Below are 15,132 nucleotides of genomic sequence, written 5' to 3'. Positions count from 1 at the left end.
TCTCGCCCATCAGTGCTCGTGCAATCCCGAGAGCTTGAAGGCGAGCCGCCCGTGCGCGTAGCCGCCGCCGGCGCGGATCGCGGTCGCGACCCACGCCGACTCGGCGAGCTCGGTCTCGGTGGCCCCGGCCTTGACCGCGTTCTTCGAGTGGGCGTCGATGCAGTACGAGCACTGCGTCGTGACCGACACGGCGAGCGCGATGAGCTCGCGGTACTTCAGCGGGATCTCGCGCCCGTCCGCCGCGAACACGGCGGCGTCGAAGTCGGCGAACGCCTTCAGGATGTCGGGCGCGTGCTCCTTGTAGACCTTGGTGTAGCTGCGGTCGGATGCCTCGTAGTAGGCGGTCACTCGGCCTCCTCCCATGCGCCGACGAGCGAGTCGAGGCGCGAGTCGGCGCCGAGGCTCACGCCGTGCACGGTCGGCAGCGTGCCGAGGATCGAGGTGAGCTCATGCACGGGCACCTGGTGCACCTGCTCGGCGATGCGGGCCTGCGCCTCGGCGAGCACCTCGTCGCGGGCGTCGGGGTCGGCGAGCGCGGCCTGCTCCTGCAGCAGCGCCTCGAGCTCGGGGTCGTCGAGGTGCAGGCGGTTGGTCGCGGCGACCGAGTAGGTGGTGCGCAGCACGTCGCCGTCGGCGCGGGAGAGGTTCTGCCACGACAGGTCGAGGTCGCCCGTCTCCTGGATCTTCAGGAACTCGGGCACGCTGCCGCCGACGAGCTCGATCTCGATGCCGACCTCCTTGAGCTGCTGCTGGATGAGTTCGAGCGAGGTCTGGTTCGGACCGAAGTTCGTGATCCACGCGAGCTTCAGGCTGAGCGGCTCGCCGTCCTTGGTGCGGATGCCGTCGGCGCCCTCGGTCCAGCCGGCGCCGTCGAGCAGGTCGGCCGCGGCAGCGGGGTCGTACTCGAACGCGTCGCCCTCGTCGGCGAAGCCGGGCGTGGTCTTCGCGAGCGGGCTCGTGGCGACGGCGAAGAGGTCGTTCAGCGCGGTGTCGCGCACGACCTCCGGGTCGATCGCCGCGGCGATGGCCTGGCGCACGGCGAGGTCGGAGACGACCGGGCGCGACTCGTTGAAGTACACGCCGAAGGTCGCGCCCGGGTTGCCGCGGTACACGAGCGGGAAGCCGGCGTCCTCGATGGTCTGCACGTCGTTCGGCTGCACGCCGCCGGCCACGTCGACCTGCTCGGAGGTGAGGCTGCCGGTGCGCACGCTCGCCTCGGGCACGACCTGGAACACGACCTCGTCGAGGTGGGCCGCACCGTCGTTGCCGAGCGCCTCCGGCGCCCACGCGTAGTCGTCGCGACGCTCGAGCACCGTCTCGACGTCCTTCGTGTACTCGCCGAGCGTGAACGCGCCCGAGCCGACGATGGCCGCGCCATCCGCTCGCTCGTCGTAGGGCGTCTCGAGCGTGGCCGCGCCGACGATGCCGAGCGAGACCGTCGCGGTGGAGTTCGGGAACGCCGCGTTCGGCGTGCTGAAGCGCACCTCGACCGTGTGCTCGTCGACGGCGACGGTCTCGTCGTAGCCGATGAGGAGCGCGGCGGCCTGGCTCGCGGCGCCGGCCGCGACGATGTCGTCGAACGTGCCCTTCACGTCGGCCGCGGTGAGCGGCGTACCGTCGGAGAAGGTCACGTCGTCGCGCAGCGTGAACGTGAAGACGGTGGCGTCGTCGTTCGACGACCAGTCGCTCGCGAGCCACGGCTCGAGGCGGCCCGTCTCGGGGTTCTGGTACAGCAGCGAGTCGACGAGCTGACGCGTCACGTAGAGCGTGTCGTTGCCCGAGCCCGTGCCCGACGGGTTCAGCGAGATCGGGTCGTTGGCGATCGCGAAGGCGAGCTGCCCGCCGTCGACGACGGTCGCGGTGCCGTCGCCCGAGCCGGCCGACCGGGCGTCGGCGCAGCCCGCGAGGGCGAAGACGGTCGTCGTCGCGATGGCCGCGACGACGAAGCGTGAGGTGGTGCGCATGTGCTTCTCCTGGTGTGTTCGGTGTGCTGGTCTGTGGTTCGGGTGGTCGGTGCTGCGGCAGCGGCTCCGGATGCTGCAGCCGGGCGGTTCCGGGTCGGATGCCGCGGCCGGGTGTCAGGCGCGGACGGCGCGGCCGGGTCTCAGGCGCGGACGGCGCGCCCTGGGATCGCGTCGAGGAGCTCCCGCGTGTACTCCTCGCGTGGATCGCGGAAGATCCGCGCGGCCTCCCCCGCCTCGACGACGCGCCCGTCGCGCAGCACGATCACCTCGTGCGCGATGCGGCGCACGACGGCGAGGTCGTGCGAGATGAAGAGGTAGCTCACGCCGAACTCGGCCTGGATCCCGGCGAGCAGGGTGAGGATCTGGTCCTGGATCGACACGTCGAGCGCCGACACGGGTTCGTCGAGCACGACGAGGTCCGGCGCGAGGGCGAGCGCCCTGGCGATCGCGACGCGCTGGCGCTGCCCGCCCGAGAGCTCGGCGGGCTTGCGGTCGATCGTCCCCTTCGGGAGGGCGACGACGTCGAGCAGCTCCTCGACGCGGCGCCGCCGCTCGGCGCGGCTGCCGACCCCGAAGGCCTCGAGCGGATCGGAGACGATGCGACCGATCGGCAGGCGCGGGTTCAGCGACGCGTACGGGTTCTGGTGCACGAGCTGGGCGCGCCGGCGGAACCGTCTCACTGCCCCCTGGCCGAGCGCCGTCAGGTCGACGCCGTCGAAGTCCACGCTGCCGGAGGTCGGCTCGGCGAGCCGCAGCACGAGCCGTGCAGTCGTCGACTTGCCCGACCCCGACTCGCCGACGAGGGCGAGCGTGCGTCCGCGCGGGATCGCGAAGTCGACGCCGTCGACGGCGCGGTGCACGCCGCCGCCCGCCGCCCTCGGCACGGGGAACTCCTTCACGAGGTCGTGGGCGACCACGAGCGGCGACGGCACGCCCGCAGGCGGCGCGCCCGCGGCATCCGACCCGCCCGACGCGAACGCGGAACCGGAGCCCGCCGCGACCGTGACGCCCGACGCATCGGCCCGGCCCGAGACATCCGCCGCCCGCGATCGCTCGTCGAGGTCGAGGCTCGGGGCTGCGGCGATGAGGGCGCGCGTGTACGGATGCGAGGGCGAGCCGAGCACCTCGGCGGGCGTGCCCTGCTCGACGACCTCGCCCTGCGACATGACGACGATGCGGTCGGCGCGGTCGGCGGCGACGCCGAGGTCGTGCGTGATGAGCAGCACGGCGGTGCCGAGGTCGTGCTTCAGGGCGTCGATGCGGTCGAGGATCTGCCGCTGCACGGTGACGTCGAGCGCGCTGGTCGGCTCGTCGGCGATCACGAGCGCGGGCCTGGCGATGAGGGCGATCGCGATGAGCACGCGCTGCCGCATGCCGCCAGAGAGCTCGTGCGGGTACTGTTGCGCCTGCCGCTCTGGGTCGGGCAGTCCGGCCTCGGCGAGCGCGTCGACCGCGCGGGCCTCTGCTGTGCGCCGGTCGGCGAGGCCGTGGATCTCGAGGACCTCGGCGACCTGGCGGCCGATGCGCTGCACCGGGTTGAGGCTGACCGTCGGGTCCTGCGGCACGAAGCCGATCGCGCGCCCGCGGAGGCCGCGCAGCTCGACGCGCGAGATCGCCGTGACGTCGCGCCCCTCGAACCGAACGCTGCCGCCCGCGATCGACGCGGTGGACGGAAGCAGCTGCACGACCGCGTGCGCGGTCGTCGACTTGCCGGAGCCGGACTCGCCGACGATCGCGACCGTCTCGCCGGCGTGCACGGTGAGGCTGGCATCGCGGACGGCGTCGATCGTGCCGCGGGCGGTGCGGTAGCTCACGGCGAGGTTCGTGATCTCGAGCAGGGGCGTGCGGTCGGGCGTGCGATCGGGCGTGCCGCCGGGTGTGCGGTCGGGCGTGCGGCTCGGCGTTCCGCCTTCTGCGGCGGATGGTTCGGTCGGTGCGGCGCTCATCGCGTGCGCCTCCCTTCGGTGTCGAGGGCGCGCGAGACCCGGTTGGCGGCGAGCACGGTGGCCGCGATCACGAGACCGGGGAAGGTCGTGAGCCACCAGGCGTTGCGCAGGAAGTCGCGACCGCCCGAGACGAGCGATCCCCATTCGGGCGCGGGCGGCGGTGCGCCGTAGCCGAGGAAGCTCAGCGCGGACACCGCGAGGATCGCCCCGGCGAACTCGAGCACGGCGAGCACGAGCACGGGCCCGGCCGAGTTCGGCAGCACGTGGCGGAACAGCACGCGCCCCCAGCGGTCGCCGGAGGCGCGGGCCGCGTCGACGTAGACCGAGCTGCGCACGCGCAGCACCTCCGAGCGCGAGATGCGCGAGACGGTCGCGATGCTCGCGAAGCCGACCGCGACGGCGACGTTGATCGTGCCGAAGCCGAGCGCGGTGATGATCGCGAGCGAGAGCAGCAGCGCGGGGATCGCGAGCAGCACGTCGGCGAACCGCATGACGGCCTCGTCGACGAACCGGCCGACGAAGCCCGCGAGCAGGCCGAGGAACGTGCCGACGACGAGTCCGACCGCCACGGCGATGCCGGCGGCCGAGAGGGTCAGCGCCGTGCCGTGCACGACGCGGGTGTAGAGGTCGCGGCCGAGCTGGTCGGTGCCGAACCAGTGCGCGGCCGACGGGCCCTGCAGCCGATCGGCGGGCACCCCGTCGAGCGGGTCGCCGGGGGCGAGCACGTTCGGCGCGACCGCGGCGATGACGATGAGCGCGAGCCACACGAGCGCGATGAGGAGCGTCGGCCGTGCGAGCACCCGGCCGAGGCCCCGGCCGGCGCGCAGGGCGGCGTCGGCCGATCGGCTGCGCACCGCGTCGGCGAAACGCGCATCGGCGGTGGCCGCGAAGACGTCGTCCGACTGCTCGTGCCGCTCGGGAACGAGGGCGGTGGTGTCGGTCATGCGGGCTCCCCCTGGGTCGATGCGGCCGACGGCACGGCGGAGGCCGCGGTTCCGGATGCGGCGGCGGGCCGTGCGGCCGGCGTGTGGGTGGCTGCCGGGCGGGCCGCAGCGGGGCGGGCCGTAGCGGGGCGAGCCCCGGCCGGCGTGCGCCGTCGGCTCGACGCGCCGCCCGTGACGATGCGCGGATCGAGCAGCGGCGCGACGAGGTCGACGACGAGGTTCGCGACGACGAACGCCGTGGCGGCGACGAGCACGACGCCCTGCACGACGGGCACGTCCTGCTGCTGCACGGCGCCCGCCGTGACGCGGCCGAGGCCTGGCCGCGAGAACACCGTCTCGGTGACGACGGTGCCCGAGAGCAGCTGCCCGACGATGAGGCCGGTGACGGTGAGCGCGGGCAGCGCGGCGTTCTTCAGCGCGTGGCCGAGGTGCACGCGGGCCCGGCTGGCTCCCTTGGCCCACGCCGTGTCGACGTAGGGCTCGCGCAGCGTGTTCGAGAGGCTCTTCGAGAGCAGCTGCGCGATCGTCGCGCCCGTCGGCAGGGCGAGCGTGATCGCCGGCAGCACGAGCGACGCGAAGCCGCGGTCGCCGACGGCCGGGAAGATCGGCACCGTGAACGAGAACCACTGGATGAGCATGAGCCCGAACCAGAACGCGGGCACGGCGACGCCGAGCGGCGGCAGGCCGAGCAGCACGTCGGCCAGCCACCGGTGCCTCGTGTAGTTCGCCGCGATGGCGATGCCCGCACCAGCGACGACGGCGATCACGAGCGCGAACGTCGCGATCGCGATCGTCGGCGGCAGCGCCTCGCCGATGATCTCCGTCACGGGGCGGCCCGTGACGATCGACGTGCCGAGGTCGCCGTGCAGCACGGCGCCGAGCTGGTCGAGGTACTGCACGATGAGCGGCCGGTCGAGCCCGAGCTCCGCGCGCAGGGCGTCGAGCTGGGCCGGCGAGATGTCGGTCGCATCCGGCCCGGCGAGCAGCGTCACGGGGTCGCCGGGCAGCGCGTAGAGCACGAGGAACGACACCGTGTACGCGGCCCACAGCACGCCGATCGCCTGCAGCAGGCGCAGCAGCACGTACCTGGTCATCAGGCGGCCGCCGTCACCGGCGTCGACGCCACGCCCTCGCCCCTGCCGTCGCCCCCGGCCCAGCCGAGCTCGGGCGCGACGAGCCGGGCGACGTCGTCGAGGATCTGCCGGTAGTCGTCGACCGAGAACTCGTAGGGCAGCTCGAGCCGCAGGTCGGTGACGTCGGAGACCACGGCATCGGCGGCGAGCTGCTCGAGGATCTGCTCGGCCGTGCCGATGAGGTCGGGCGCGAACTGGGTGAGGCGCTCGCCGTGGGCGAGGCGCGTGCGCTCCTCGCGGCTCGCGCGGTACTCGGCGTACTTCGCCCTCGTGGCGCGGTCGGCGCCGTCGGTCGGCACGATCACCCGGCCGAGCGCGACCCTGGGTCGCCCGGCGCCGCGGTATCCGTCGCGATAGCGGGCGAGCACCTCGAGCTGCGTGGCGCCGAACGCGGCCGGTCCGCCGGCGTCGACCGGGCCGCCGGAGACGATGTTGCCCGTCAGCAGGCCGAGCCCGCGCTCGGCGGCCCACTCGGCCGACCGGGCCGAGCCCGCGCCGATCCAGATCCGGTCGCGGAGCCCGGCCGCGTGCGGCTGCAGGCGCGGACGCTGCACGTTGCCCGGCGAGTGGATGACCGTGTCGGCGTCGCCGAGGAACTCTCCGGAGAGGTTCTCGAGCAGCCGGTCGACGCGGGCGTGCGAGAAGTCCTGCCCGCTCCAGTCGCCGTCGAACACGCGCTCGCCGATGAGCTCGACATGCGGCGGGCGGCCGGCGCTCACGCCGACCTCGAGCCGGCCGCCCGAGAGCACGTCGGCCGTCGAGAGGTCTTCGGCGAGCCGGAACGGGCTCTCGTAGCCGATCGGGATCACGCCGATGCCGAGCCGGATGCGGCGCGTGCGCTGCGAGGCCGCGGCGAGGAACACGGGCGCCGACGACACCCCGTGCTCGAGGTGGCGCTGACGCACCCATGCTCCGTCGTAGCCCAGGCGCTCGCCGTGCTCGAACAGGGCGAGGGTGTCCTCGAGGCCCTGCTCGGGTCGGGCGTCGTCGTAGTTGCCGGGGGTCAGGAACGCGATGGTCGAAAGGGTGGTCATGCCGCCACTGAACCGTCGGATCCGGCCTCGGCCAAGCCGTGTCGCGAAGCGTGACCGAAGGTGGCGCCGAGTGTCTCCGCGCGACGGAACATGACGGCGAGCGCACCGATGGTGTGACCGCGTATGACCTCGGCCCGCGGCATCCGATGAAGCCGTATGACCTTCGACTTCACCTCGTGACGGGCCGCCTTGCACGCCCGGCCGGAACGCGCGGAAGGTGAATCGCATGACTCGACGACCCACCATCGCCGTCGCCCTCGACGGGGCCGGATGGCACCCCGCCGCCTGGCGCGATCCGTCGGCGCGACCGACCGAACTCTTCAACCGCCGCTACTGGCGCGACCTCGTGCAGGTCGCCGAGCGCGCCGACGTCGACCTCGTCACCATCGAGGACGCGCTCGGACTGCAGACCTCCACGCTCTGGACGGCCGACGACCGCATCGACCAGGTGCGCGGCCGCCTCGACGCCCTGCTCATCGCCTCGTTCGTCGCGCCCGTCACGAGCCGCATCGGCCTCGTGCCCACCGTGACGACCACGCACACCGAGCCGTTCCACGTCGCGACGGGCCTGCAGACCCTCGACTTCGCGAGCCGCGGCCGGGCCGGCTGGCGCCCGCAGCTCTCCGGCTCGCCGAACGAGGCCGCGCACTTCGGCCGTCGCACCGTGCCGCCCGTCGACGTCGAGGCGCTGCTCGCCGGCGACTCCGAGCAGATCCGCCCCGGGTTCGACGAGGCGCGCGACGTCGTCGAGGTGGTCCGCCGCCTCTGGGACAGCTGGGAGGACGACGCGATCATCAGGGATGCCGCCACCGGCCGCTTCATCGACCGCGAGAAGATCCACGGCGCCGAGTTCACCGGCGAGTGGTTCGACGTGAAGGGCGCCTCGATCGTGCCGCGCTCGCCGCAGGGCCAGCCGCTCGTCGCGGTGCTCGCCCACCAGACGATCCCCTACGAGCTCGCCGCGACGAGCGCCGACCTCGTGTTCGTCACGCCGCACGACGACGCGCAGTCCGCCTCGATCCTCGCCGAGGTGCGCGACGCCGAGGCACGCACGGGCCGCACGGGCCGCCGGCTGTCGGTACTCGCCGAGGTGCTCGTCGTGCTCGAGTCGACGCCGGCCGCCGCCCGCGCCGCGCTCGAACGCCTCGACGAGCAGAACGGCTCGCCACTGACATCCGACGCCCTCGTCTTCGCCGGAACGCCCGAGCAGCTGCTCGAGCGCATCGACGGCTGGACCGCGCTCGGCTACGACGGCGTGCGCATCCGCCCCGCCCGCCTGCCGCGCGACCTCGAGCAGCTCGCTGACTGGGTGCTGCCCGCACTGCCCCGAGCGGATGCCGCGGGCACGACCCTGCGCGAACGGCTCGGCTTCGAGCTGCCCGAGAACCGATACACCGCCGCCGCCGCGGCACGGACGAACGAGGAGGCCGCCTGATGACCCAGAGCAAGCCGACCCAGAGCAAGCCGACGCAGGCCAAGCGCCAGGTGCATCTGGCCGCCCACTTCCCGGGCGTGAACAACACGACGCTCTGGGCCGACCCGCTGCACCGCAGCCAGATCGACTTCAGCGCGTTCGAGCACTTCGCCCGCACCGCCGAGCGCGGACGCTTCGACTACCTGTTCCTCGCCGAGGGTCTGCGCCTGCGCGAGCACAAGGGGCAGCTGCACGAACTCGACGTCGTCGGCCGGCCGAACACCCTCGCCGTGCTCGCCGCCCTCGCCGGCGTCACCGAGCACATCGGACTCGTCGGCACGCTGAACGCGACCTTCAACGAGCCGTACGAGCTGGCCAGGCAGCTCTCGACGCTCGATCACCTCTCCGACGGACGCGCAGGGTGGAACGTCGTGACGAGCTCCGACGCGTTCCACGGCGCGAACTTCCGCCGCGGCGGCTACCTCGACCACGCCGACCGCTACCACCGCGCGAACGAGTTCGTGAGCCTCGCGAAGGAGCTCTGGGACAGCTGGTCGGCCGACGCGATCGTCGCCGACCGCACCTCAGGGCGGTTCCTCGCCGGCGACGCCGAGGAGGCGGGCGCGTTCGCGCACCGCGGCGCGCAGTTCGACGTGCGCGGTCGCTTCACGACGCCCGCCAGCCCGCAGCGCTACCCGGTCATCGTGCAGGCGGGCGACTCCGCCGACGGGCGCGACTTCGCCTCCGAGCACGCCGAGGTGATCTTCTCCAGGCACAGCGCCTTCGACGAGGCGCGGACGTTCTACGCCGACGTCAAGGGCCGGCTCGCCGGATGGGGCCGCACCGAGGACTCCCTCAAGATCCTGCCCGCCGTCACGTTCGCGATCGGCGACACGCAGGCCGAGGCCGAGGAGGTCGCCCGCGCGACCTCGCTCGCCCAGGTCACGCCGCGCAACGCGATCACCGCGCTCGAGCAGCTCTGGGGCACCGACCTCACGGGCTACGACGCCGACGGGCCGCTGCCCGAGTTCGACCCGGGCGAGGGGCCGGCCGACACCGTCGCGGGCACGATCACGAAGGGCTGGGCGCCGCGCTTCCCCAACGCCGTGCAGATCGCCCGCGCCTGGCGCGCGCAGTCCGAGGCCGAGGGGCTCTCGATCCGCGAGCTCGTCATCAAGGTGGCCGGACGCCAGTCGTTCATCGGCACGCCCTCGCACATCGCCGCCGAGCTCGACCGCTACGTGCAGGAGCGCGCGACCGACGGCTTCGTCGTCGTCGGCACGACCTCGCCGCACGGCCTCGACGCCTTCGTCGACCGGGTCGTGCCCGAGCTGCAGGAGCGCGGCGTGTACCGCACCGAGTACGAGCCCGGCGCGACGCTGCGGCAGAACCTCGAGCTGCCAGAGCCCGGCGCCCGTGTGGCGGCCGTGCGGGATGCCGAGGAGGCGCGTCGTGTCGGCTGAGTCGCGGGCCGCCGAGCCCGCCCGCCGCGTGCCGCTCGCCGTGCTCGACCTCGTGCCCATCGCCGAGGGGTCCAACGCCGGCGAGGCGCTGCACCGCTCGATCGACCTGGCGCGCCGGGCCGAGGCGTTCGGCTACGCGCGCTACTGGCTCGCCGAGCACCACCTGAACCCGGGTGTCGCCGGTGCGGCCCCGCACACGTTCCTCGGCATCCTCGCCGCGTCGACCGAGCGCATCCGCGTCGGCACCGCGGCGACGATCCTCGGCAACTACGAGCCGCTGCAGGTCGCCGAGGCGTTCGGCACCGTCGCGGCGCTCTGGCCGGGCCGCGTCGACCTCGGTCTCGGCCGCAGCGGGCTCCCCCCGGCGAAGGCGGATGGCGGAGCCGCCGCGGGGCCCTCGGCCGTGCCGGCCGCCCCGCCGCTGCCCGCGGTGCCGGTCGCGCCCGAGACCGCGGCCGAGCCCGCTCCGCCCGCACCCAACGAGGTGATCGACGGACTCGTGATCCCGCCGCAGCGTCCGTTCCGCTTCGATCGGGCCCGGTTCGCGCTGCAGGCGCGGCTCCTCGGGCGCACGGTGGGCGACGCCGACCGCTTCGCCGACGACGTCGACGCCCTGCGGGACTTCTTCGCCGGCCCGGTGCGCTTCGCCGACGACAGCCGACCCGACGGCGTGGCCGTGCAGGCGCAGCCCGCGACGGGCACCCCCGTCGAGCTCTGGGTGCACGGATCGAGCGCGGGTGAGAGCGCCCGCCTCGCCGGACGCCTCGGCCTGCGGTTCGGCGCGAACTACCACGTCGCCCCGAGCGGCGTGCTCGCGGCCGTCGCCGAGTACCGGGCGCACTTCCGCCCCTCGCCCGAGCTCGAGCGTCCGCACACGATCGTGTCGGTCGACGTGGTCGTGGCCGAGACGGATGGCGAGGCCCAGCGCCTCGCTCGCGGCTACGCGGAGTGGGTGCTCTCGATCCGCGAGGGCCAGGGCGCCGTGCCCTACCCGAGTCCCGAGCGTGCGACGCCCGACGCCGAGCTGTCGAGCATCGAGCTCGACGCCGTGCAGGATCGCCTCGACACGCGTTTCGTCGGCTCGGCCGCGAGCGTCGTCGCCCAGCTCGAGACGCTGCAGCGCGCGACCGGCGCCGATGAGCTGCTCGTGACGACGATCACGCACGACCACGAGGCGCGTGTCGCGTCGTACCGCCTGCTCGCCGAGGCGTGGAACGACGTGGCAGCACCGGTCGAGGGCGAGGATCGGGGCGCCGAGCGGGCCGAGTCCGAGCTCGCGGGCGCCACGGTCGGGGCGTGACCGCCGCGACGCACGGCGTGCGGATCGGTGCCCGGCCCACGACGCCGAGCACCCTGCACCTGGACGCCGTCGCCCGCGAGGCCGAACGCCTCGCGGGTGCGGCTCCGCCCATCTCCTCGCCGCACGGCGGGGCCCCCACCGAGCTGCGGGCCGCCCTCGCTGCCGCCGTGGACGACCTTGCGCCGACGCTCGGCGCCCTCTCCGCGCACCTGTTCGCGCTCGCGGAACCCGGGTTCGCCGAGGTGAAGAGCGCCGCGGCCATTGTCGAGACGCTCGCAGCCAGCGGCATCCGCTCAGAACTCGGGGTCTTCGGGCTGCCGACCGCGTTCGTCGCAGAGCTGCCCACAGCGCCCGGCGCGCCCTGCACCGACGGCGCCCCCACCGGCCCGACCGTCGCCCTGCTCGCCGAGTACGACGCCCTGCCCGGCATGGGCCATGCCTGCGGACACAACCTCATCGCCGCGGCATCCGTCGGCGCATTCCTCGCCCTCGCCGAGGCGAGGCGGCAGCACCCCGCGAACGTGCCCGGCCGCGTGCTGCTCATCGGCACGCCCGCCGAGGAGGGCGGCAACGGCAAGGAACTGCTCGCCCGCGCCGGCGCGTTCGACGACGTCGACATCGCCGTCATGGCGCACCCGTTCGGCGCCGACCTCGCCGACCCCGTCTTCATCGGCCGCCGCATCGTGCGCGTCGTCTATTACGGCGTCGCAGCGCACGCCTCGGCCGCCCCGTTCCAGGGTCGCAACGCACTCGATGCGGCAGCCCTCAACTACCAGGCGGTCGGCCTGCTGCGGCAGCACCTGCCGCCGGGCGACCGCATCCACGGCGTCTTCGTCGACGGCGGCGCCCGCCCGAACGTCGTGCCCGAGCGCGCCGAGCTCGAGTACTACGTGCGCTCGCACGAGATCTCGACCCTTCGCGAGCTCTCGGCCCGCGTCGACGACATCGCCAACGGCATCGCGCTCGCGACCGGCACGGGCGTCGAGGTCACGTGGGATCCGCAGCCGTTCAGCCTGCCGATCCGTCACAACGGCCCGCTCGCCGAACGGTGGGCGCTTGCACAGGCCGAGCGCGGCCGCCGCGTGCTGCGCGCCGCCGATGCGCCGGGCGCCCAGGCCGCGTCCACCGACTTCGGCAACATCAGCCAGCGCCTGCCCGGCATCCACCCGGTCATCGCGATCGCGCCGCCCGAGATCGCGCTGCACACGCGCGAGTTCGCCGAGTATGCGGGCTCCCCCGCATCGCTCGAGGCGGTGACGGATGCCGCGTACGGCCTCGCGGCGACCGTCGCCGACGTGCTGGCCGACGCCGACCTGCTGGCCGCCGTGCGAGACGACTTCGCGGCGGCGGGCGGCGCGGTCGACGTCGAGCGCACGTTCGCATGAGCGGGACCGGCGTGAGCACGGCCTGCGTGAGCAGGGCCCGTGCGAGGACGGCCCGCGCGAGCACGGCCGCCGTGCGCCCGGCCTGCGTGAGCACGGAGTGAGGCCCGCGGCATCCGCGACCCCACGGGATCGCACGTCGGGGCGCGTGCTCGCCCTCGGCGTGTCGACGGGCTTCGTGACGATCATCGACCAGGCGGCGTTCTCGTTCGCCGTGCCGGGGCTGCGCGACGATCTCGGTGCGGATGCCGGGCAGGTGCAGTGGCTGGTCGCCGGGTACTCGCTCGCGTTCGGGGCCGCGCTGCTGCCAGGCGGACGCCTCGGCGACGTCTTCGGACGACGCGTGCCCTACCTCGTCGGGCTGCTGCTCTTCGCCGTCGGCGGGCTCCTCGCCGCCGGCGCGGGCGACGCGAACGTGGCGATCATCGCGCGACTCGTGCAGGGCCTCGGCGCCGGACTCGTGAACCCGCAGGTGCTCGGCTACTTCCAGGACCTGTTCACGGGGCCCGCTCGCGCCAAGGCGATCGGCGCCTACACGGTGTCGGCGTCGATCGCGGGCCTCGTCTCGCCGCCGGTCGCCGGATGGGTCCTCGCCACGACGGCGCCCGGCCTCGGCTGGCGGCTCGTCGTGCTGCTCTCGGTGCCGGTCGCGCTCGCGCTGCTCGTGGCCGGCCTCGCGGTACTGCCGTCCGTGCCGCGATCCGGCAGCCGACAGGGCTTCGACCTGATCGGCCTCGCCCTGCTCATGGCCGCGATCCTCGCGCTCATGCTGCCCGTGACGGCGGGGGTGCCGGGCGGCGGACTCTGGCTCGTCGTCGCCGCGATCGCGGGCCTCGCCTTCGCCGGCTGGGAACGCCGCATCGCGCGCCGCCGCGCCTCGCCCGTGCTCGACCCCGCGCTCATGCGCTCGCGCGGCTTCATGCTCGGAACCGGGGTCGCGACGCTCACCTTCGGCGCCGGACTCGGGCTCGGCATCGTCTCGACGCTGTTCCTCATCGACGGGCTCGGACTGCCCGCCCTGACGGCCGCGCTCCTGCTCGCCCCGCGTGCGCTCGGCATGGCGATCGGCAGCATGCAGAGCTGGCGCGTCGCGATCCGGTTCGGGCGCCGCGGCATCACGATCGTGCTCGCGGCCGGCGCGGTCGCCATGGCCGTCGAGGCGGCGCTCGTGGCCACCGGTTCGCCGCCCCTGGTGCTGATCGCCCTCGTCGGGGTGGGAACCGTGCACGGGGTGCTCTCGGGGCTCGCCATCCCGTCGAACCAGACGCTCACCCTCGAGCACGCGCCGGCGGATGCCGCGGGGGTCGGCGCCGGCGTGCTCGCGCTGGCCCAGCGGCTGGCCGGCGCCGTGTGCCTCGCCGTCGGCATCGGGCTGTTCCTCGGCGGGGAGACGCCCGCGACCGGCTTCGCCACGGCCGCCGTCGTCTTCGCGGTGCTGTCGGCCGCCGCGGTCGCGATCTCGGCGTTCGACCGCGGCGCCGTGCGCGTCGGCTGAGCCGTCGAGCGACCAATTCCGGCCGGTCGAGCCGCCCGCGGTTACGCCCCGTGACGCCCGCCCGAAACCTGCCGTCACGACCTCCGGAACCGCCTTGCGACCTGCCTAGTCTTCCCACATGACCGACACGCTGACCACTTCGAACTCCGCCGCAGCAGCCCCCGCCGCGACATCCGCCGACGCACCCGCCGCCGCCCTCGCCGCGCCCATCGACCGCGCCGCCTTCGCCCGCGAGTGGGAGGAGTGGCACCGCGCACACGAGGCAGCCCGGGCAAGCGGGCACGGCTTCCTCGCCGTCACGGGCCTGCACTGGCTCGGCGCCGAACCGCAGCGTCTCGACGGCGCACCGGGTCGCTGGTCGACGAGCGACGCCGGCCCCGTCGTCGAACTCGACGAGGGCGAGGTGCTCGAGCTCGACGGCGTCGCGCTCGATGGGCGCCACGAGTTCGGCCCCATCCCCGAGCGTGGGGGCCTCACGCTCCGCTCGGGCGAGCTCGCGATCGAGCTCGCACGCCGCGGCGGCAACGACATCGTGCGCCCGCGCGACCCGGCGTTCCCGTTCCTCGCGGCCTACTCGGGCACGCCCACGTACCTGCCGAACCCGCGCTGGCTCGCCCTCGGCCGGTTCGTGCCGTATGACGAGCCGCGCGAGGTCACGGTCGACGCCGCGGTCGAGGGCCTGCAGCACGTCTACGAGGCGCCGGGCGAGGTCGAGTTCGTGCTGCGCGGCGAGGCCTTCCACCTGATCGCGTTCAACGGCAAGGAGCCCGGCAGCCTCTTCGTGCTGTTCACGGATGCCACGAGCGGGCTCACCACGTACGCCGCGAACCGCAGCCTCGCGATCGACGCGCCCACCGAAGACGGCACCGTGCTGCTCGACTTCAACCGCGCCGTGAACCTGCCGTGCGCCTACACCGACTACGCCACCTGCCCCCTGCCGCCCGCCGGCAACCGCCTGCCGGTCGGCATCGAGGCCGGAGAGAAGACCCCGCTCGCGCGGGTCGAGGCGACGAGCACGGAGGCGACGAGCACGGCTGCCACGAGCACGGCGGTCTGA

Annotated in this window: 12 protein-coding genes; 6 read left to right on the top strand and 6 right to left on the bottom strand. The window is 74.1% G+C overall.

Annotation, left to right across the window (positions count from 1 at the left end):
- Nucleotides 1-9: 9 nt before the first annotated feature.
- From ASE68_RS18855 to ASE68_RS18830, 6 genes are all read right to left on the bottom strand, one after another.
- Nucleotides 10-348, bottom strand: coding sequence for a carboxymuconolactone decarboxylase family protein (locus ASE68_RS18855; protein ID WP_082462519.1), 339 nt, complete (start codon nt 346-348; stop codon nt 10-12).
- Nucleotides 345-1,964 (bottom strand): ABC transporter substrate-binding protein, encoded by a 1,620-nt coding sequence (locus ASE68_RS18850; RefSeq protein ID WP_055863138.1) that lies wholly within the window; start codon nt 1,962-1,964, stop codon nt 345-347. Before ASE68_RS18850 ends, ASE68_RS18855 begins: the two co-directional genes overlap by 4 nt.
- Nucleotides 1,965-2,104: 140 nt before the next feature.
- Nucleotides 2,105-3,910: an ABC transporter ATP-binding protein gene (locus ASE68_RS18845; protein WP_082462518.1), complete on the bottom strand. Its 1,806-nt coding sequence runs from the start codon at nt 3,908-3,910 to the stop codon at nt 2,105-2,107.
- Nucleotides 3,907-4,854, bottom strand: a complete 948-nt coding sequence (locus ASE68_RS18840; RefSeq protein WP_055863135.1) for an ABC transporter permease — start codon at nt 4,852-4,854, stop codon at nt 3,907-3,909. The genes ASE68_RS18845 and ASE68_RS18840 overlap by 4 nt, the downstream gene beginning before the upstream one ends.
- On the bottom strand, nt 4,851-5,948 hold the full coding sequence (locus ASE68_RS18835; RefSeq protein WP_082462517.1) for an ABC transporter permease: 1,098 nt from the start codon (nt 5,946-5,948) through the stop codon (nt 4,851-4,853). The genes ASE68_RS18840 and ASE68_RS18835 overlap by 4 nt, the downstream gene beginning before the upstream one ends.
- Nucleotides 5,948-7,021 (bottom strand): LLM class flavin-dependent oxidoreductase, encoded by a 1,074-nt coding sequence (locus ASE68_RS18830; RefSeq protein WP_055863133.1) that lies wholly within the window; start codon nt 7,019-7,021, stop codon nt 5,948-5,950. Before ASE68_RS18830 ends, ASE68_RS18835 begins: the two co-directional genes overlap by 1 nt.
- Before the next feature lie 226 nt (nt 7,022-7,247).
- Here ASE68_RS18830 and ASE68_RS18825 point away from each other — a divergent pair, with 226 nt between their 5' ends.
- The 6 genes from ASE68_RS18825 (at nt 7,248) to ASE68_RS18800 (ending at nt 15,132) form a co-directional block, all read left to right on the top strand.
- Complete coding sequence (locus tag ASE68_RS18825; RefSeq protein ID WP_055863131.1) at nt 7,248-8,456, top strand: LLM class flavin-dependent oxidoreductase; 1,209 nt, start codon at nt 7,248-7,250, stop codon at nt 8,454-8,456.
- Complete coding sequence (locus ASE68_RS18820) at nt 8,456-9,898, top strand: NtaA/DmoA family FMN-dependent monooxygenase (RefSeq protein ID WP_055863129.1); 1,443 nt, start codon at nt 8,456-8,458, stop codon at nt 9,896-9,898. Before ASE68_RS18825 ends, ASE68_RS18820 begins: the two co-directional genes overlap by 1 nt.
- On the top strand, nt 9,888-11,198 hold the full coding sequence (locus ASE68_RS18815; protein ID WP_235481279.1) for an LLM class flavin-dependent oxidoreductase: 1,311 nt from the start codon (nt 9,888-9,890) through the stop codon (nt 11,196-11,198). The genes ASE68_RS18820 and ASE68_RS18815 overlap by 11 nt, the downstream gene beginning before the upstream one ends.
- A complete protein-coding gene (locus ASE68_RS18810) occupies nt 11,195-12,583 on the top strand; it encodes a M20 family metallopeptidase (RefSeq protein ID WP_235481277.1) in 1,389 nt (462 codons plus the stop codon). The genes ASE68_RS18815 and ASE68_RS18810 overlap by 4 nt, the downstream gene beginning before the upstream one ends.
- Before the next feature lie 145 nt (nt 12,584-12,728).
- Nucleotides 12,729-14,075 carry an MFS transporter gene (locus tag ASE68_RS18805; protein ID WP_055863127.1) on the top strand — a complete coding sequence of 449 codons (1,347 nt, stop codon included), beginning with the start codon at nt 12,729-12,731 and terminating at the stop codon, nt 14,073-14,075.
- Nucleotides 14,076-14,193: 118 nt separating this feature from the next.
- A complete protein-coding gene (locus tag ASE68_RS18800; protein WP_082462514.1) occupies nt 14,194-15,132 on the top strand; it encodes a DUF1684 domain-containing protein in 939 nt (312 codons plus the stop codon).

This window comes from Agromyces sp. Leaf222 (assembly GCF_001421565.1).
Lineage (GTDB): Bacteria > Actinomycetota > Actinomycetes > Actinomycetales > Microbacteriaceae > Agromyces.
This window is presented reverse-complemented; position numbering and strand designations above follow the sequence as displayed.

Coding starts and splice junctions, on each gene's coding strand:
- ASE68_RS18845 (WP_082462518.1), bottom strand. CDS start 3,910: ATGAGCGCCGCACCGACCGAACCATCCGCCGCAGAAGGCGGAACGCCG.
- ASE68_RS18800 (WP_082462514.1), top strand. CDS start 14,194: ATGACCGACACGCTGACCACTTCGAACTCCGCCGCAGCAGCCCCCGCC.
- ASE68_RS18830 (WP_055863133.1), bottom strand. CDS start 7,021: ATGACCACCCTTTCGACCATCGCGTTCCTGACCCCCGGCAACTACGAC.
- ASE68_RS18840 (WP_055863135.1), bottom strand. CDS start 4,854: ATGACCGACACCACCGCCCTCGTTCCCGAGCGGCACGAGCAGTCGGAC.
- ASE68_RS18835 (WP_082462517.1), bottom strand. CDS start 5,948: ATGACCAGGTACGTGCTGCTGCGCCTGCTGCAGGCGATCGGCGTGCTG.
- ASE68_RS18850 (WP_055863138.1), bottom strand. CDS start 1,964: ATGCGCACCACCTCACGCTTCGTCGTCGCGGCCATCGCGACGACGACC.
- ASE68_RS18825 (WP_055863131.1), top strand. CDS start 7,248: ATGACTCGACGACCCACCATCGCCGTCGCCCTCGACGGGGCCGGATGG.
- ASE68_RS18820 (WP_055863129.1), top strand. CDS start 8,456: ATGACCCAGAGCAAGCCGACCCAGAGCAAGCCGACGCAGGCCAAGCGC.